The 17,782-nt window shown below is 55.4% G+C and carries 16 protein-coding genes; 9 read left to right on the top strand and 7 right to left on the bottom strand.

Annotated features, from left to right (window positions below):
• The first annotated feature begins 107 nt into the window (after window positions 1-107).
• The 6 genes from ACPLPM_RS07290 to ACPLPM_RS07315 all read left to right on the top strand — a co-directional run bounded on the left by ACPLPM_RS07290 (window position 108) and on the right by ACPLPM_RS07315 (window position 8,335).
• Entirely contained in the window at window positions 108-1,568 is a 1,461-nt protein-coding gene (locus ACPLPM_RS07290) for an MOP flippase family protein (protein WP_424359581.1), read from the top strand.
• A 95-nt stretch (window positions 1,569-1,663) separates the two neighbouring features.
• Complete coding sequence (locus ACPLPM_RS07295) at window positions 1,664-3,022, top strand: asparagine synthetase B family protein (protein WP_424359582.1); 1,359 nt, start codon at window positions 1,664-1,666, stop codon at window positions 3,020-3,022.
• The gene (gatC, locus tag ACPLPM_RS07300; protein WP_424359583.1) at window positions 3,019-3,300 is read left to right on the top strand and encodes an Asp-tRNA(Asn)/Glu-tRNA(Gln) amidotransferase subunit GatC; all 282 of its coding nucleotides are present in this window, start codon (window positions 3,019-3,021) and stop codon (window positions 3,298-3,300) included. The genes ACPLPM_RS07295 and gatC overlap by 4 nt, the downstream gene beginning before the upstream one ends.
• Window positions 3,301-3,302: 2 nt before the next feature.
• Window positions 3,303-4,691 (top strand): Asp-tRNA(Asn)/Glu-tRNA(Gln) amidotransferase subunit GatA, encoded by a 1,389-nt coding sequence (gatA, locus tag ACPLPM_RS07305; protein ID WP_424359584.1) that lies wholly within the window; start codon window positions 3,303-3,305, stop codon window positions 4,689-4,691.
• Complete coding sequence (gatB, locus tag ACPLPM_RS07310; RefSeq protein ID WP_424359585.1) at window positions 4,692-6,149, top strand: Asp-tRNA(Asn)/Glu-tRNA(Gln) amidotransferase subunit GatB; 1,458 nt, start codon at window positions 4,692-4,694, stop codon at window positions 6,147-6,149.
• The gene (locus ACPLPM_RS07315; protein ID WP_424359586.1) at window positions 6,140-8,335 is read left to right on the top strand and encodes a DNA topoisomerase I; all 2,196 of its coding nucleotides are present in this window, start codon (window positions 6,140-6,142) and stop codon (window positions 8,333-8,335) included. The genes gatB and ACPLPM_RS07315 overlap by 10 nt, the downstream gene beginning before the upstream one ends.
• A gap of 479 nt (window positions 8,336-8,814) precedes the next feature.
• Here ACPLPM_RS07315 and ACPLPM_RS07320 read toward each other — a convergent pair whose 3' ends face one another.
• Complete coding sequence (locus tag ACPLPM_RS07320) at window positions 8,815-9,261, bottom strand: hypothetical protein (RefSeq protein ID WP_424359587.1); 447 nt, start codon at window positions 9,259-9,261, stop codon at window positions 8,815-8,817.
• 77 nt (window positions 9,262-9,338) lie between these two features.
• Complete coding sequence (locus ACPLPM_RS07325) at window positions 9,339-10,454, bottom strand: hypothetical protein (protein WP_424359588.1); 1,116 nt, start codon at window positions 10,452-10,454, stop codon at window positions 9,339-9,341.
• A gap of 219 nt (window positions 10,455-10,673) precedes the next feature.
• Here ACPLPM_RS07325 and ACPLPM_RS07330 point away from each other — a divergent pair, with 219 nt between their 5' ends.
• From ACPLPM_RS07330 to ACPLPM_RS07340, 3 genes are all read left to right on the top strand, one after another.
• Window positions 10,674-11,849, top strand: coding sequence for a TolB family protein (locus ACPLPM_RS07330; protein WP_424359589.1), 1,176 nt, complete (start codon window positions 10,674-10,676; stop codon window positions 11,847-11,849).
• Between the two features lie 36 nt (window positions 11,850-11,885).
• The gene (locus ACPLPM_RS07335; protein WP_424359590.1) at window positions 11,886-12,824 is read left to right on the top strand and encodes a prenyltransferase; all 939 of its coding nucleotides are present in this window, start codon (window positions 11,886-11,888) and stop codon (window positions 12,822-12,824) included.
• Window positions 12,825-13,058: 234 nt separating this feature from the next.
• Complete coding sequence (locus tag ACPLPM_RS07340) at window positions 13,059-13,238, top strand: hypothetical protein (RefSeq protein ID WP_424359591.1); 180 nt, start codon at window positions 13,059-13,061, stop codon at window positions 13,236-13,238.
• A 330-nt stretch (window positions 13,239-13,568) separates the two neighbouring features.
• On the opposite strand, the gene ACPLPM_RS07345 is transcribed toward ACPLPM_RS07340, so the two are convergent.
• From ACPLPM_RS07345 to ACPLPM_RS07365, 5 genes are all read right to left on the bottom strand, one after another.
• Window positions 13,569-14,513 (bottom strand): polyprenyl synthetase family protein, encoded by a 945-nt coding sequence (locus tag ACPLPM_RS07345; protein WP_424359592.1) that lies wholly within the window; start codon window positions 14,511-14,513, stop codon window positions 13,569-13,571.
• A 119-nt stretch (window positions 14,514-14,632) separates the two neighbouring features.
• Window positions 14,633-15,388 (bottom strand): class I SAM-dependent DNA methyltransferase, encoded by a 756-nt coding sequence (locus ACPLPM_RS07350; protein WP_424359593.1) that lies wholly within the window; start codon window positions 15,386-15,388, stop codon window positions 14,633-14,635.
• 81 nt (window positions 15,389-15,469) lie between these two features.
• Window positions 15,470-15,862, bottom strand: a complete 393-nt coding sequence (locus ACPLPM_RS07355; RefSeq protein WP_424359594.1) for a hypothetical protein — start codon at window positions 15,860-15,862, stop codon at window positions 15,470-15,472.
• 527 nt (window positions 15,863-16,389) lie between these two features.
• A complete protein-coding gene (locus ACPLPM_RS07360) occupies window positions 16,390-16,944 on the bottom strand; it encodes a hypothetical protein (protein ID WP_424359595.1) in 555 nt (184 codons plus the stop codon).
• Between the two features lie 198 nt (window positions 16,945-17,142).
• Window positions 17,143-17,697 (bottom strand): DUF531 domain-containing protein, encoded by a 555-nt coding sequence (locus ACPLPM_RS07365; protein WP_424359596.1) that lies wholly within the window; start codon window positions 17,695-17,697, stop codon window positions 17,143-17,145.
• Window positions 17,698-17,782: the final 85 nt, after the last annotated feature.

The following is a 17,782-nucleotide window of genomic DNA, read 5'->3' on the forward strand; positions in this document are numbered from 1 at the left end:
ACCGGGCGGTGCAGGCAGCCATGTGTAAAACCGGGATATTTTCATCCAATACGGCCGATTCGTTGTCTCATTTTTAACGTTTTGGTCTGTGTTTTCTTACATGTCTAATGTCAGACCACACACACGTCAGAGGTCACGCCGTCTCCGGAGCCAAGTGGATAGGCCTGTCGACGCTGACCACGTCCGCATTCCAGTATCTTCAAGTGGCGATGCTGACCAGGTTCCTGCTGCCTTCTGATTTCGGGCTGATGGCCATGGCCATGGTCGTGATCGGGGTCGCGCAGGCTTTTACTGACATGGGCGTCTCCAACGCAGTCATCCAGCGCAGGGAAACCGCAAGCGATCAGCTGTCCACCCTGTACTGGCTGGAAATCCTGGCAGGTCTTGCCTTATTCGGGCTGATGGTCCTGCTCACCCCATACGTAGTGCAGTTTTACGGCGAGCCCCGGCTTACCAGCGTCATGGTCCTGGCAAGCGCCGTTTTCCTTGTCACTCCTCCCGGGCAGCTCTTCCAGATTCTGTTTCAGAAAGAGTTGCAGTTCAAAGTGATGGCCATGGTAGAGATTTCTTCCTCGTTCCTCAGCATGACAGCCACCATCGCCCTTGCCTTTTTCGGGTTCGGAGTAATGGCCCTCGTCATAGGGCAAATCGCCTTCTACGGACTGCGGAGCATGGCGTACTTGACTCTGGGGTGGCCCAGGTGGAAGCCCCGCCTGCACTTCAGGATCTCTGACCTGAAGGGCTACTTAGGGTTTGGAATGTATCAGGTAGGCGAGCGTATCGTCACCTACCTCTCGATCAACGTGATTAACCTGATCATCGGAAGATACCTGGGCGCCCATGCGCTGGGTAACTACTCCATTGCGTACCAGATGATCATCTACCCCATTCTCCGGCTCAACACCGTAATCATGAATGTTTCCTTCCCCATTTTCTCAAAATACCAGGACATCGACAACCTCCTTCAGAACGGCTACCTTCACCTGACCCGGTTCCTCTCGTTCACCACTTTTCCGGTGCTGGTCATGGTCGCCGTCACCGCCCCTGTTTTTATACCTATCTTCCTTGGGCCCGGGTGGGAGGAGGTTATCCCGCTGGTCCAGATCCTGAGCCTGGTTGGCATCTTCAGGTCGCTCGGGTCTACCACTGTTCCCACCTACCTGGCTAAAGGGCGGGCGGACATAGGGTTTACCTGGAACTTCATCCTGGCAGTCGTAAATGCGATCGTGTTCTATATCATGACCGGCTACGGGCTAATCCCGCTGGTGCTCGCGTTCGCCGCCATCAGCCTGTTCCAGTTTGTGGCCCTGCAGACCATCACAGGCAAGATGATCGGGCTGACCTGGCGGACATACTTGAATGAGCTGACCTTCGACTCGGTGGTTTCCATCGTCATAGGGGCCACCGCGTTAAGCTCTTACCTGGCTGGCGCATGGCTCAACTTAAGCCCCATGTACTTGCTGGTCAGTATGCTACTCGTTTCCATCGCCGTATACGTACTACTGCTGGTTACTTTCCGCCGGGAGTACCTCAGGGAGCTAAAGGATATCTTGATGCCCGGCAGCTAAAATAGCAATTATTCTCATATCCTGCTGGTGTGAGGAATTACTTGCATCCCGGGCTAAAGAAAGTTATTTAGTCCAGATGCCCTTTATTCCCATCTATGTGCGGCATTGCCGGCTTTGTCGGCGAAAAGGCAAGGCAGCGAACCTGCCAGATGATCGAGGCGCTCAGCCACCGGGGCCCTGACGGAGTCTCGGTACAGGAGATCGGAAGAGCCTGCCTTGGCCACGCCCACTTAAAGATCACTGGCGACTATCCTCAGCCTGCGTCCACAGCCGGCATGACCTTTGTCTACAACGGCGAAATCTATAATCACTCTAATTTTCTACCGGGCAGCAACTCAGATACCGAAGTGCTGGCCTCGATACTCGAAAATAATCTTGACGGCTTCATAAATGCCGCTCCGGCAGTCAACGGCGAGTACGCGTTTGCCGCGTGGGACAATAATCAGATCGTGCTCGTCCGGGATCCTGTCGGCATCAAGCCGCTCTACTATGGTAACTGCGAATCCGGCTTCGGCTTTGCCTCGGAGCGCAAGGCGCTCCTCCGAGTCGGCATCCGGGACATCAGGTCGCTATCGCCGGGTTGTCTTCTGGCCGAAGGCCAGGAGCGCAGGTTCGCAGACTTACCACCGATGCAGCCGATCATCAATGACGAAGCCGAGGCAGTCCGGCGGCTGGATGAAGCCCTCGGCCAGGCCGTCCGGCTGCGATTACACAAAGATGCCGCTGTCACGTTTTCCGGCGGCATCGACAGCGCGCTGATCGGCGCCATGGCACCTGCCACGCCGCTGCTGACTGTCGGCCTCGCCGGCTCGTTCGACGTCAAAGCCGCTATACACGCCGCCAGGGCCATCGGCGCAGAGCACAGGCACACGGTCTACGAGGTCACGGAAAAGGACGTAGAAGAGGCGCTGCCCGGCGTTATATACGCCATCGAGAGTGCCAACCCGGTCACAGTGGCCATCGCGCTCCCGCTCTATATATTATCTGCGAAGGCCCGGAAAGACGGGTACAAAGTATTGTTATCCGGCCAGGGCTCGGACGAGCTGTTCGCCGGCTACGCCCGGTATGAAGCAGGCTTTAAGGAGGGTCGGCTCCAGCAGATGCTCGATTACGATCAGCACCACCTCGCAGAGGTCAACCTGGAGCGGGACGACGCCGCAGCTATGGCATCAGGCATGGAGCTCCGGGTACCTTATCTCGACCTCTCCGTCGTAAGCCTTGCCCGGCAGCTCGACCCTTCGCTGAAGCTACGTGTTAATGGCAAGGATTATATACGGAAATATGTTCTTAGAAAAGTAGCGGAAAAATACTTCCCGCCAGATGTTTCTGGTGCGCCTAAGAAGGCCATCCAGTATGGCACTGGCATCCAGAAGACTCTGGAACGGCTGGCCCGGAGCCACAGATGTGATCTGGCCGGCTATTTACAGACACTCTACAAGGTTGTGCTTGTATGATCACCGAGAAAGACGTAGAACACATAGGCAGTCTCGCCTGCATTGACCTCTCGCCCGAGGAAACAGGGCTATTTGCAAAGCAGTTCAACTCTATCCTGGATTACTTCAGGGAGCTGGACGAGGTCAATACGGACGGCGTGGAGCCAACTCACCACGTCATCGGGCTGACCAACGTCTTCCGGGAGGACGTGGCCGAAGAATCGCTGACTCAGGAAGAGTGCATCGCCAATGCGGCCCGCAAAGAAAAAGGTTTCATCAAAGGGCCGAGGATTGTGTAAGCATGGCTGAATACCTCGAGTCCACTCACAAGACGTTCGAGCGCATCGAGAAGAGCAAGCTCAACGCTTTTATCACTTTAAACAAGGCCCAGGCTCTCGAGACTGCCCGGGCCGTCGACGAAGGCAGGGTCACCGGCAGGCTCGCCGGCATGACCATCGCAGTCAAGGACTGCATCACCACCAAAGGCTTACAGACCACCTGCGGCTCTAAGATTTTACAGGGCTACATACCACCCTTCGACGCAGAGGTCGTGACCCGCCTCAGGAAAGAAGGCGCGGTCATCACGGGCAAGGCTAACATGGACGAGTTCGCCATGGGCACTTCGACTGAGAACAGCGCCTACGGTCCGACCCGGAACCCGTGGGACCTCACCCGCGTTCCCGGAGGTTCCTCGGGCGGCAGTGCCGCAGCCGTCGCAGGGCTGGAAAGCCGGATGTCCCTGGGCACTGACACGGGCGGCTCTGTCCGCTGTCCCGCAGCATTCTGCGGAGTGGTCGGCATCAAGCCGACATACGGTCTGGTATCCCGGTACGGCGTGGTAGCATATGCTAACTCGCTGGAGCAGGTAGGCCCGGTCGCCCGCAACGTCGGCGATGCCGCGCTGCTGCTGGACGTGATCGCCGGGGGAGACCCCAAAGACTCGACCAGCGTGGCAGAGGCGGATAAAGTCTGCTACACGGACTTCCTTAAAGAGGATGTAAAAGGGCTCACCATTGGCGTACCCAAAGAGTACTTTTCCGAGGGCATGGACAAGAAGGTCGAACGGGCAGTCTGGGACGGCATCATGAAGCTCACCGAGCTTGGCGCCGACTACAAGGAAATTTCCCTGCCCACTACTAAATATGCTTTATCTGCTTACTATATCATCGCCATGTGCGAGGCATCATCGAATCTCGCAAGATTCGACGGCCTGCGGTATGGTCTCAGGACCGGCAAGGACGAGAACTGGCACACGACGTTTTCAAGAATAAGGGCAGAAGGCTTCGGCCCCGAAGTCAAGCGCAGGATCATGCTCGGAACGTATGCCTTATCCGAAGGGTACTATGGCAGATACTACCAGAAGGCGCTCCAGATAAGGACGCTTATCCGCAACGACTTCGCCAGGGCGTTCAAGGACGTCGACGTCATCGCCGCCCCGACTATGCCAACTCCGGCTTTCAAGATCGGCGAAAAGGCGGACGATCCGCTGTCGATGTACTTAGCCGACGTTAACACGCTGCCCGTCAACCTGGCCGGCGTGCCCTCGATCTCGATACCGTGCGGCTTTGCCGGAAAACTACCCATCGGCATGCAGCTGATCGGCGACCTGTTTGCCGAGCCGATGCTGATACAGACCGCCTACACGTTCGAGGCGAACACTAACTTCCAGAAGCTCCCGGAGGGGTTCTAGATGCAGGGCGAATCTACCGGCAAAGAAGTCTATGTTATCGACGATAAAGCCGAGATCATCATCGGCCTGGAGATACACTGCCAGCTGAACAAGCTGAACAGTAAGCTGTTCTGCGGCTGCTCCACCAAACATCACGAGGCAGAGCCGAACACGCACACCTGCCCGGTCTGCATGGGCCTGCCCGGGGCGCTACCGGTCATTAACAAGAAAGCGGTAGAGTATGCCATCATGGTAGGCCTGGCGTTAAGCTGCCACATCGCAGAGCACACCCAGTTCTACCGTAAGAACTACTACTATCCCGATCTGCCCAGGGGCTTCCAGATCACCCAGTACGACTACCCTATTGCGGCGAACGGCATCATCACTGTTGACACGGACGGGGCCGAGCGGACCATCCGCATCCGCCGGGTTCACATGGAAGAAGATCCTGGCCGGCTCGTGCACCAGGGCTCCATCGAGACCAGCAAATTTGTGCTGGTAGACTACAACCGGTCTGGCATGCCGCTTATCGAGGTAGTCACCGAGCCCGATCTGCGCTCGCCTAAAGAAGCGCGACGTTTTATCAACAAACTGCGCAATATTCTCGAATACCTCGATGTCTTCGACGGCTCGCTCCCCGGCTCGCTGAGGGTCGACGCCAACGTCTCCCTGCGGGGCGGCGCCAGGGTCGAGATCAAAAACATCTCGTCCTACAAAGGCGTGGAGAGGGCACTGCTCTTCGAAATCTCCCGGCAGCAGCAGATGAAGCGCCGGGGCGTCAAGGTCGTCCAGGAGACCCGGCACTACGACGACGAGCGCAACTGCACGATCACACTGCGTTCCAAGGAGCAGGCGGAGGAGTACCGCTACTTCCCGGAGGCCGACCTGGTGCCGCTATCGGTAAGCAGCTGGCAGCACCGGCTGAAAGAGTCGCTACCGGAATTACCCGACGCCAAGAGGGAGCGGTTCAAGGCCCAGTATGGAATTTCGGATAACCACGCTAAGGTTCTGACGCAGGAGATCCGGGACGCTAACTACTACGAGTATGTAGCGAGTAAGATAGACCCGATCATGGCTGCCACCTGGGTAGCAGACTACCTGAAGGGCGAGCTGAACTACCGGGACCGGGATGTCAGGGACGCCTTTGAGCCGGAGAAGATGGTGTTCATCCTGGAACAGCTAAAGCAGGGCATCATCACGGACAAGGGCGCGGTCGAGATTATCCGCACCCTGCTCGACGAGGGCGGAGAGCCCCGGGACATCATCGCCCGGAAGAGCCTGGCCAAGGTGGAGTCGAACATCACCCGCACGGCAGTAGCCGAAGTGATTAAGGAGAACGACCTCGCGATCCGGGACTACCGGTCCGGCAAGGCCCAGGCGTTCAACTTCCTCGTGGGAATGGTCATGAAGAAGACTCGCGGCAGAGCCGACCCCGCGGAGATCAACACGCTGCTGAAGGAGCTACTTGAATGCACCTGATCATCACCGAGAAAAACATCACCGCAAAAAAGATTGCCCAGATACTGTTCGGCAAGAGTACGAAGGAGACCAAGATCGAGGGAGTCTCTGTCTACTCTTCGGGCGACACCTCGATCGTGGGTCTGTCCGGCCACATCGTCAACATCGACTTTCCGGAGCAGTACAACAACTGGTCTGTCACCGCTCCGAAAGACCTCATCCGGGCCGAGACGGAGATGAAATACACTCACAAGAAGATCGCCACGGCGCTCAAGAAGCTCTCCAAAGAAGCGACCAGCGTCACCATCGCCACTGACTTTGACCGGGAAGGAGAGCTCATCGGTGTCGAGGCTTACCGCATCATCAGCGACTACAAGCCCGACATGAAGTTCGACCGGGCCAAGTTCAGCGCCATCACCAAGCCTGAAATTGACCGGGCTTTCTCAAACCGGGTACCCCTTGACTTTAACCTCGCCGCTGCCGGCGAAGCCAGGCAGAAGATCGACCTCGTCTGGGGCGCAGCCCTCACCAGGTACATTTCCTTAACATGCGGAAGGCTCGGCAAGAGCTTCCTCTCCGTGGGCAGAGTGCAGACGCCGCTGCTGGCGCTCTTAGTGGACAGGGAGAAGGAGATCAAGGCCTTCACGTCCACGCCCTACTGGGAGATTTACGCGACTCTGGGCGACTCGGCGGAATTCATAGCGAAACACGAGTGCAACCGGTTCGAGGACAAGAAGAAGGCAGATACCGTCCGGGCAAAGCTTGGTAGCACCGGCACTGTCGCCGAATACAAGAAGGATGCAAGATCGGATGCACCTCCCATCCCGTTCTCGACCACCGAGTTCATCCGAGCCGCTTCCAGCATCGGTTTCAGCGCCGCCAATGCGATGCGGATTGCCGAAAACCTGTACGTCAACGGGTGGATTTCCTACCCCCGTACCGACAATACTGTTTATCCTTCCAGCTTAAACCTGCGAGAGGTTTTGCAAAACTTTGCCGCAGGCGAATTCGGGGAGTACGCCAGAAAGCTGCTGGGGATGGAAACGCTCGTCCCCACCCGGGGCAAGAAGGAAACGACCGACCACCCGCCTATTTACCCTGTCACCAGCGCCAAAAAGTCCGACATGGCCGAGGACGAGTGGAGGGTTTACGAGCTGGTCGTCCGCCGGTTCTTCGCCACGCTGGCGCCGGCTGCCACGTGGGAAACGAGGAACACGACCGTCGACATCTCGGGTGAAAAGTTCAAGGCAAGCGGCTCCAAGCTCACCGAGGCCGGCTGGAGATACTATTACCCTTACGGCATGCCGAAAGAAGAGGTGCTGCCAGCTCTCGACGTAGGGACGACCTTGCCCGTCAAAAAGATCGAGATGCCCGAGAAGATGACCCAGCCGCCCACCCGGTACGGGCAGGGCCGTCTGGTCAAGATGATGGAAGACCTCGGCCTGGGCACCAAGTCGACGAGACACGAGGCGATTCAGAAGCTGTACGCGAGGAACTACGTGCACGGCAACCCGCCTCAGCCGACCAACACGGCGATCGCCGTGGTCGACGCGCTCGAGCGGTACGCGGACCTCATCACCAAGCCTGACATGACGAGCCGGCTCGAGAACGACATGGATGAGATCGCCGACGGCAAGATCAAGGAAGAGTCGGTGGTTGACGAATCCCAGAATATGCTGCAGACCATCTTCGGCGTGCTGGACAAGAACCATGACGAAATCCGGGAAGTCCTGTTCGACGGGCTGAGAGAGGACAAGATCCTCGGCAAGTGCCAGACCTGCGGCTCCGATCTCATGATCAGGAAGAGCAAGAAAGGCGGCAGGTTCATCGGTTGCACCGGCTACCCGAACTGCACCTTCTCGCTGCCGCTGCCCCCGTCCGGGACGATCGTGGCGACCAACAAGGTCTGCGAGAGGCACGGCCTCAGCCACATCAAGATCATGACCGGCGGCAAGAAGCCCTGGGAGCTGGGCTGCCCCCAGTGCAACTTCGAGGAGTGGCAGAAGAAAAAGAAAGAGGCCGCTGCGGCGGCTGGCGAGGCCAGCACAGGCACGGCCACCGCCCCGAAGAAACCTGCCACGGCAAAGAAGCCGGTGGCTAAGAAGGCCGAGGCCGATAAGGGTGAGGCTGACAAGCCAGTTAAAAAGGTAGCACCTAAAAAGGCGGCTTCGAAGAAAAAAGTGATCGAGAAGGCTCCTGAAGCCTGATCGATCTACTTTTTTTAATTATCACTTTTAAGAACTTTGTATTCTCTCGTATGAAATTCGAGTACGAACGCTGCGCTGTGCTTGATACTGATTTCTCGGATGGCATTAAAGGTGTTATCTCTGTGCTCGTGAACGTACACGATCGCTGCGCTGTGCCTGGATCACAGATTACGCAGAATCTGATGATTCTAACAGATTGCACAGATTGCACAGATGCTAATCGATAATGAAAATTGTATGGTTCGCTGTATTCATCTTATATATAATAGTCATCTGTGTAATCAGTGCAATCTGTCAGAATCATCAGATTCTACGTAATCTGTGATCTGGCACAGCGCAGCGTTCGTGTTGCTGTCGCACGTCGTCTGAGTAATCCGAAACGCACAGCGCAGCGTTCGTGTTGTTGTCGCACGTCCTCTGAGTAATCCGAAACGCACAGCGCAGCGTTCGTCTTGCTTCTTCACTGAATCTTAACAAAATTAAAGGTGGACGAACTCGCTGTCCGGCCCGCCCCACCACTTGTTGTAGTTATCCACTGCAGTGTTGTACTTCTCTTTCGCCACGTCGATGTTAGCCCTCAGGGTGGCCTCGTTGCCCGTCACTGTGGAGTATTCCTGGCTGTCCGGCTTGAGAGTCCTGAGGTAGACCTGTCCTGCATCGAGTGTCTCGTTGCTGGTGGTAAGCAGTTCGGTCGTCAGGTTTCTGTCCAGCTCTAGCCATGCCTTGAACTCGGGCTGGCTCATCATTACGCCCGACCTCGCTTCGTAAGCCGCGGTCAGGTTGGCCAGCGACTGCTGGGATTTGCCCAGCTTCTGGTAATAATCTGCCGCTAATGCGGAGTCGCCAGACTGCTGAGTGCATCCGGCAATTAATAGAACAGCTACTGTCAGAGCAATGACTGTAAGAATACTCGTAATCTGTTTCATATTAGTCCTCTGCAATACCTATTGCAGGCTGGTATATGGTCAAAGTCTGATAAAATGGTTACCCATCTGCTAAGTTGCTACCCGATCTCTTTCCTGACATCCATGAGCGTGCCCGACGGGCAGTCGACCATGCCCAGAGCGGCGACGGCGCCGATGATGCCTCTTTTACCGGTGATCTCGTAGGTCCTGACTTTGGACTTTTTCGCCGCTTCCAGCGCTTCTTCGACTGTTACCACCCGGGTGCGTGCCATTCTCGTGAACCTGACCAGCTCCGGGCAGTTGCGGAGCCCGACCTTGACAGCCATGCCGGTATGATCTGACCCGGTCTGGGATGTCACGTACTCTATAGCGGTCTGGATGGCCGATTCGACCAGCTCTTGCTTTGCTCCAAGCTCGATGTAGCTGACCGAGTTGCCGGCGGTCTTGCCGGGCGCTTCGGGGTACAGGAAGCCTACGTTGTGGGATATGCGCTGCACGCCCTCTATCGCCGACAGTAAGTCCAGCAGAGACAGGGTCAGCGCAAAAGTCGCCCCATGGGTTGCGCTGTCCGTATCATCGACGGCGATCACGAGGTGCTTCAGAGCTTCCGTGGCGACGACACCCTCGGTATAGGCGCCTTTCTGGGAGTACCTGACGTCGAGGACTCCGTCTGCCTGCTCCATCATCTCGGTTAAAGAATATGCAGGCCCTCCGAAAGTCCGGATCGTCTGGTAGACCAGGCCGTCCTTGACGCAGACCTTTTTCAGGCATAGCGACGCTGCGTCGTCCATCCTGAGGTCGCCGGGCATCAGCTTCTGCCGCAGGATCAGGCCATTCTTCCTGACCCGGGGATTGCCCAGGGCGTACATGTACTCGCAGAACGAGATACAGCCCTCGCTGCGGCACTCGTGGAAGATCTCCACGGCGCCCGCCGCACCGGCGGACTCGTCTGCCGTGGTAAAAATCCGCTTGCAGGCCGTCGTCGGCAGGCTCCTCGTCCGCCTGCGGGCATACCGGGCTCTGCGCCGGCCGGCACGTTCCTCGAGAACCTCTACGCACCCCTCGTCGACGAAGCGATTGATCCAGTCCTGCAGGGTGCTTCTGGGCAAACCAGTGTCGACAACGAGGTCCTGCACGTCGAAATAGCCTTTCTCGTGTGTGATCTTCTCTATGAGGCCGATCAGTTCCCTGCGTTTTTCGATGAGCTTGAGCACTGGCTACCATCCCGTTATTAGTTACGTACTGCGTACTAGTTGTTTTACATGATCGTAAATATATCTGTTGAGGTAGCGCGCATATCTGCCCCGAAGGGGCAATCCATTCCATACAATAACCCTTTTTGCTCCGCAGGAGCACCACAAGCCGCTTAAATGATGATGCCGTCACGTATATATGCAATGGGCTAAACCATTGTTTTGAAAAGGGTATGCCTCATGGGTCCGTTAGAACCACCTGAAGATAGTATAGTCACAAAAATCGCGTTTTTCGGGGTGCTTGCCGTGCTGCTGATCATTCTAGGCGGCTGCGCATACTTCATCTACGGCTTCATCAGCCCGCCGTCGGATGACCCGGTTTTTCCCACGCCGACACCGGTGCCCACTCCCACCGTGGTTATCACGCCTACTCCTGTGATTACCCCTACGCCGACGGCTATGCCTACGCTCCAGATCGAGCCTACCCCCGAGCCTACTGCGATACCTGTCGTTGACTACCAGTACGATACCCGGGTCACCGACGGGCTGAAAATTGTCACTCCTCCCGGCATCTGGGAGAACTACGTGGTTTACGACGAGCGGCTCGGCGACAATAACTACAAGGTCCACCTCTTCAACGTGAGGTCTCTGGAAGACCTGGTCATCGCCACCGGCAACGTACGCTCGTATGGTGCCATCGGTGAAGGCAAGGTAGCTATAATGAACGTCGGGGATTACAGTATTAAGCTCTACGACATAGAATCTAAGAGCTCTCAGGGTATAACTCCCAATAAACAGTTCCCGAGGGCCTTTCCGAGCATCTTCAAGGATTACGTAATATATACGGGCGACGAGGGTGGCACTAACGAGGTGCTGGGCAGGATCAATATCTGGAGCCTTTATGCACACAGGCTGTCCGACGGCCTCGACAGCATGTGGGCTGTCGACATAACGGAGCCCAGGGAACCCAGAGGCGAAGGAAACAACCTCGTCTGGTGGACCATCTCGGGCACCAGGAAAGAGGTCATGCTCTACGACATCAAGAAGGGTAATCTCAAGACTATCAGCTCGGATAACTGTGATCATCCCCGGATGTCCAACGGTATAATCGTGTACCACAACGGTGCCGATCATCACATCTACCTGTACGAGACCTCGTCGGGCCAGACCCGCAAGGTCGTCGCCATAGGGCGACAGTACAGCGCCGACATATCGGGCAGCAAGATCGTCTACGATGATAACCGGGACGGCAACTGGGACATCTACCTGTTCGACCTGTCGACCGGCAAGGAGACGCAGATCACTAACGAGCCTCACGACCAGATGAGCCCCCAGATATACGGTAACAACGTCATCTACATGGACAACCGTAACAACCCCCTCGGCAACTGGGACATCTATACGATTAAAGTCTAACGGGGCGCAGACAGGCAGGAGTAACTAGTGATACCAATGATAGACATAAGCGCATGGCTCCGGGAATTTCGCTACCGGTTCCTGCTGTTCGTCTCTCTGCCCGTGCTGCTGGGAGCCGCCATCGCCTACATGTACTACCCCGTAGACTTCAGCCTCGGGTATTTTCTTCTCTCCGTCATTGCCATGCTTCTACTCCACTCCGGGACGATCATCATCAACGACTACTTCGATTTCCGGAGCGGCACAGATATCCTGAACCAGTCGAGGACCCCGTACAGCGGCGGAAGCGGGCTACTCCCTGAGAATGCGCTGAAGCCCTGGCACGTGCTGCTCGTCGGTGCGGGCTGCTTTGGGCTCTGTATTGTCATAGGGCTGCTGATCGTCCTTGCCCGGGGCCCGGCTATCCTGGTGATCGGCTTTGCCGGAGTATGCCTGGGTGTTGCCTACACCACTCCGCCATTCAAGCTTTGCTACCGCGGGCTGGGTGAAATAGCCCGGCTGGCAGCAACTCCGCTGATAGTCTTCGGGGCGTTTTTCGTCCAGGTGCCCGTATTTTCGCTCCCCGAGCTCGTAAGCGTCTATCCCGCACTCTTCACCTGCCTCGTGGCATCGCTGCCCGTCGCCTTTTTAAACGCCGCAGCCCTGTACATCTTCGAGTTCCCGGATTACGAGGCCGACCGCCAGGTCGGGAAAAACAATCTTGTCGTAAAGCTGGGTACAAAAAACGCTTCCTACCTGTACTTCCTCATGCAGGCAGCGGCCTACGGATCGCTCATCCTCGCCCTTCTGGCCGGAATCATACCCTGGCCGGCCGCTATTGTCCTCTTACTCATCCCGGCATCCGCATATGCGGCAGCAGGGCTCTTCAAACACAACGCCGAGGCTAAGAAGCTATTACCTTACCTGCGGGCCACCAGCAACGTGTACATCCTGGCCAGCATCATCATGGTGCTCGCCTACATCCTGCGCTTTTAAAAGTTTAAAGTGTTGTCTCTGCGCTCGTGAACGTAGACTAACACTGCGCTGTGACCGACTGGAAGCAGTCCCTTGCATACAGGATCACAGATTGATTCTGTCATGAAAAGGGCGTTTTCAAGTATGGCCCATGAAAAAATCTTCGGGAGGTCGGAGAGTTCCCGGGAGTCCGGGGAGGTTTTTCAAAGTGGGAGGTTTGAGAGGATAAGGAGGTCAGAGAGGAGGTCAGAGAGAATGGTAAGGTTAGGGAGGATCGTTTCTAATGGTGATTCCCGGTTTTTGGGATGGTCAGGTACCGTTTACACGAAGTACACAAGGTACGCGAAGTACGCGAAGTTTTACTATAAGATCGGCTTGCAGTCAGCCTGTTTATCAGACTTTGAGTACTTCGTGTACTTCGAGTACTTCGTGTAAATGGTACGGGCACTCGTATAACAGGCTTCAGGAATTACCATTGATTTAATCCTCCCCGGCCTCCTCGCTTACCCTCTCAGCACCCCCACACACAAGAATTTTTCATGGAATACATATTCGACAAATTTCACAGATGTTGATCGATAATCGAAAAGAAAATGGCTCATAGTATTCCTTTCATTTAAAATAGTCATCTGTGCAATCCGTGCAATCTGTCGAAATCTGTGATCTGGCACAGCGCAGTGTTCGTCTTGCTGACTCACGCCACATGAGCAACCAGAAACGCTAAGCGCATCGATCGTGTTCCTTCACGAGCGATTAAAAAAGTAATTATTTGCCTCTGGCCAGGACATAGTCGCCCAGGGCGTAGAGTAAATCTCTGGACGGGCCTGGCCTGACGGCTTCGAGGTGGCGCCTGGCATTGTTGATCTGCTCCATCGCGAGGCTTTCTGCCCTTGCCACGGAGGGCTTGAGCGCATCTCTGAGCTCATCCCTGTTCATGGCCAGCATTTTCTCCCGGGTGAGGCCGGATTCGTTGGCCAGCAGCATGATCATCGTCGGCCTGTCCATCTTGAGGTCGATTAAAGTGGGCTTGCCCAGCGAGTCGGTACTAGCTGTGACGTCGAGGATGTCATCCCTGATCTGGAAGGCGATGCCGATGCTGGTTCCGTATTGGCCGAGGGCTTTGATTTCCCTGTCGGTGCCGCCGCCGACGAGGGCGCCGATCTCTGCGGAGGCGCTGAACAATGATGCGGTCTTGCGCTCAGCGATCTTGTAGTAATCCTTAAGCGTGTAGTCCTTTCCTACGAGCTCCAGCGCTTCGCCCTCTGCAAGGCTGAGCATGGAGTTCGCCGCACATTCGATGATCGCGTTGGTCATCTTCGAGCTGCTCTTTGAAGCCTGCCTGATGGTGAGCGCCAGCAGCGCGTCGCAGGCGATGAGGGCCATGTTGTTTCCCCAGCGGTGGTTGATGGTCGACCTGCCACGCCTGGTTTCAGCAGCGTCGATTACGTCGTCCATAACCAGGGATGTGTTGTGGATCATCTCCATCACGGCTGCAGGGACCAGCGCCTGAGCGATGTTCCCTCCTACTGCCTCGCAGGAAATGGTGAGGAGCGAGGCACGCACCTTTTTACCCTTCTGGCACAGGGCGTATCTTACGACTTCCGCGAGCTCAGGGGGCTCGATAACAAAAGACAGTAAACCCATCTCCTTGTCTATCAATGCCGCTCTGCTCTCCAGCACCTTTTCAATGTCGACGGAAGATCCCCTCATATTACCATTCACTTAAGAACGCACACAAGATATAATAGTTTGCTTTCGTGCAGGCTACACATGCCGAAAATTAATATAAAACTCCGTGAAAACTGGCACTGGCAGTTACCTTCTCTCCCCTAGCGGGGCGCACACGCCACAAAGATCGCATCGTACGTATCTCTCAGGCCGTGCGGAGTCAGCCTGAAATCGCAGTATATCGCCAGGTCTGTAAACCCTGTTTCGAGCATCAGCTGCTCCAGCTTTTTCACCGGGACGGGATTATACTCTACGACGTCCACGTGGAACTCTGCTTTACCGCCGCGCTCTATGACCGAGAGTATGTTGAATATGACCCGGTCCCGCAGGTAGTCGATGGCAAAGATGAAGACCTCGGTACCCCCTGCATGCCGCTTGAACCTGGACGGGATAAAGCGATCTCTGTCCCGGTAGAGGGCGTCAAAATCCTCCATGTGGATGATGCAGATTCCGCCGGGTACCAGTGCCTGTTTCATACTGCGCAGAGCTTTAAGCAGGCATTCATCCGTGGGCTCATGCGGCAGAGAATTGCCCATCGACAGTACGCAGTCGAACTTTCGGCCCGGCACAAGCTGCAACGACTTGACGTCAGCCTGGTGAAGCCTGACCTTCAGGCCTCTCACCTCCAGGTTCCTGCCCGCAACCCGGAGCATCTCGGGCGAAAGATCGACTCCCTCCACGTAGTAGCCCATTTCAGTCAGCATAACACAGTGGAAGCCAGTGCCACAATGGCAGTCGAGGACAGACTTTACGTGTTCAGGAAGCACCCGCCTGAAGAACGTCTCTTCCCGCTTTCGCCTGTGGTCCCAGTCGATCAGCAAATCGAAGCGCTCTGCGAAGCCTGTGTATGGGTCCATTATTCAGATATGAGCTTCACAGGCATTAATAGCGTGGCACAAGATGTCGCGACAGGGGCATTTATCCCAGCCTCCCCGAAACTAAAGTTTTAGCGTCAGCTGGTTGATGATTACGCTCGCCACGAGGGCTATCGCAAACCCTCCGATCAGCGTGTCGGTTTCTATGGCGGCAGCGCCGCTCTGCAGGTATAGAGCCCCACTGCAAAGTGTCACGATGAAGATGGTAACGCCCAATGCAACTGCTGCGCCTCCTATGATTGCTGTAGTCTGCCCTGCACCAGTGCGCTGTAGGAGTACTGTAGCAGCGATAAACGCCAGCGCGAAGACTAATAATATGATAGTTGCCGATACCGGCAGAGACGTACTCTGGGTTATAAGGTAGACGAAACCGAACGCCATCAGCATCATGGCGAGGGCCATGAGGACTGCGATCAGAAAAGCTCTGGCCAGGACGGTCCAGGTATCACGAGTCACGCGCGTTCCGGGTATAATAATCACTGCCTGTAAGTACTGGTATATGGGCACAGGCTTGGATATAGCTATTTTGGTGGGCAGAACTGCTGTGCCGTAAAACAAACTTTATGTTTATAGTTGCTCGTGTGACGTGAGACAGCAAGACGAACGCTGTGCTGTGCATAACTGATTACTCAAACTGCATGAGATAGCAACACGAGCGCTGCGCTGTGCCAGATCACAGATTACGACAGATTCGACAGATTGCACAGACGACTATACTATATAAGATGAATACTGCGAACCATTCAATTATTATCTATTAACATCTGTGCAATCTGTTAAATCCATTGTAATCTGTGATCTGGCACAGCGCAGCGTTCGTCCACGTTCACGGGCACAGAGTTAACACTTCTAATGTTTTCCGAGAAATCTGTATCAAGCACAGCGCAGCGTTCGCTGTTGGAACAGTAGTGACAATGTCGGATCGATATGCTAACGTTGCACAGAAAAGGGTACTCTAGCAAAAATTAGATGCGGTTGCCGGCTTAGGCCGTGGTTGTGGGATCCACGGAGGTCTTGTGCCGGGCCACCGCATCGACTGGTTTGCTGGCTGCGTAGCGTCTATGGAACGTAGATGCTACTACAAGGATAATCGTACAGACAAACACTCCTGTTATTAGCAGGGTGTTGTAGCCCAGAGTGGTGAACAGCATGGCCATATCTGCCCCGGGCGAGTAGTTGATCAGGCTCTCGACAGTTCTCAGGGAGAGCACGTACACGGCGATGTCCAGCCGGATCAGGTACGCCAGGATGACGGCTACGGTGGTAAAAGCGACGCCTCCCGCGAGCACTAGCTCTGCCTGGTACTGGAGTGGTAACACTGTGTGCGTCGTGGCTCCGTCGAAACCCAGAGGGCTGACGTACACGTCGAACACCTTCGCTCCGAACAGCGTGGCTAGCGCTGCGTGCCCGGCTTCGTGAGAAGCTACGAACAGCACGTTAAAGAGCCAGAACGCGACTATGATCGCTGCTATTTTTACGAGGAAAGCGAACCCCTGGCTGAAGTGCTTCGCGTTTCCGTTAACCCTGGGGTAGTCCACCGTATCACCTGTGAAATACCCCCCACACGATCAAAGATAGGGAGCTGTTGAATTTATATGTTTTGTTACAAATTTCTAATTAAAAAAGAATAGGCTGTATTATCAATATATATGGTAAATATGGTCATATATATATGGATAGGTGTATCCTGCGGATCCACAGTATACGCTGCCCAAAAATGTAACTAAAAAGGGGCTTTATCGGTCCTTCGGAGTCCGGCCATTTTTCTGCTGCTCTGCCAGCGTATATAACCTGGAAGCTATTGCCCCGATCGCTGTACAGGTTTCGAAGGAAACTCCCTTCCCGTCCGTGATATCGAGATGATAGGGGGCCATTTCAAAATACTCTTTTGGAAGGCCTTTACGCCCCAGCCCGATCAGGATGAATAGCGGCTTGTTCCTCGCCATCATGTCAGCCACATCCCGGGAGGACACCATCTTCTTCTTATCCCCGTGGCTGGATGTCACGACGAGCGAGCCGAACTGGGCAGGGAATCCTTTCTGGGGGATATCCATGACGTAAAGCCTCTTTTCGTCCTGCAGCTTCTGCAGATAAGCTCCCGACTCCCCTATCGTGGTATTATCCCTGACAAAGTCGACCAGCTCCTGCTTCTCGAAATCGTAAGGAAAGCCGACAAGCGCCAGGTTAAAGCCGAAGGCGTAGGCGATCGGCGCTCCCCTCGCAATGCCCCTGTAATGCGCTTCCACGACCTTGTTCCGGTCGTAAGTGTTGTAAAGCCCGAGCGTCAGCATGATAAACAGGGGAAAATAAGGGCTGTGGCACGAAAAGCTTTTTCATAACTGATATCCTGGCGATTTCTCAAATCACAGGGGTGCG

Origin of the sequence: Methanocella sp. MCL-LM, assembly GCF_049676595.1 — an archaeon.
Classification (GTDB): domain Archaea; phylum Halobacteriota; class Methanocellia; order Methanocellales; family Methanocellaceae; genus Methanocella_A.

Excerpts from the sequence above, each read along its gene's own strand:
- ACPLPM_RS07290 (WP_424359581.1), top strand. The coding sequence starts at position 108 with ATGTCAGACCACACACACGTCAGAGGTCACGCCGTCTCCGGAGCCAAG.
- ACPLPM_RS07295 (WP_424359582.1), top strand. The coding sequence starts at position 1,664 with ATGTGCGGCATTGCCGGCTTTGTCGGCGAAAAGGCAAGGCAGCGAACC.
- gatC (WP_424359583.1), top strand. The coding sequence starts at position 3,019 with ATGATCACCGAGAAAGACGTAGAACACATAGGCAGTCTCGCCTGCATT.
- gatA (WP_424359584.1), top strand. The coding sequence starts at position 3,303 with ATGGCTGAATACCTCGAGTCCACTCACAAGACGTTCGAGCGCATCGAG.
- gatB (WP_424359585.1), top strand. The coding sequence starts at position 4,692 with ATGCAGGGCGAATCTACCGGCAAAGAAGTCTATGTTATCGACGATAAA.
- ACPLPM_RS07315 (WP_424359586.1), top strand. The coding sequence starts at position 6,140 with ATGCACCTGATCATCACCGAGAAAAACATCACCGCAAAAAAGATTGCC.
- ACPLPM_RS07320 (WP_424359587.1), bottom strand. The coding sequence starts at position 9,261 with ATGAAACAGATTACGAGTATTCTTACAGTCATTGCTCTGACAGTAGCT.
- ACPLPM_RS07330 (WP_424359589.1), top strand. The coding sequence starts at position 10,674 with ATGGGTCCGTTAGAACCACCTGAAGATAGTATAGTCACAAAAATCGCG.
- ACPLPM_RS07335 (WP_424359590.1), top strand. The coding sequence starts at position 11,886 with ATGATAGACATAAGCGCATGGCTCCGGGAATTTCGCTACCGGTTCCTG.
- ACPLPM_RS07340 (WP_424359591.1), top strand. The coding sequence starts at position 13,059 with ATGGTAAGGTTAGGGAGGATCGTTTCTAATGGTGATTCCCGGTTTTTG.
- ACPLPM_RS07345 (WP_424359592.1), bottom strand. The coding sequence starts at position 14,513 with ATGAGGGGATCTTCCGTCGACATTGAAAAGGTGCTGGAGAGCAGAGCG.
- ACPLPM_RS07350 (WP_424359593.1), bottom strand. The coding sequence starts at position 15,388 with ATGGACCCATACACAGGCTTCGCAGAGCGCTTCGATTTGCTGATCGAC.
- ACPLPM_RS07365 (WP_424359596.1), bottom strand. The coding sequence starts at position 17,697 with ATGCTGACGCTCGGGCTTTACAACACTTACGACCGGAACAAGGTCGTG.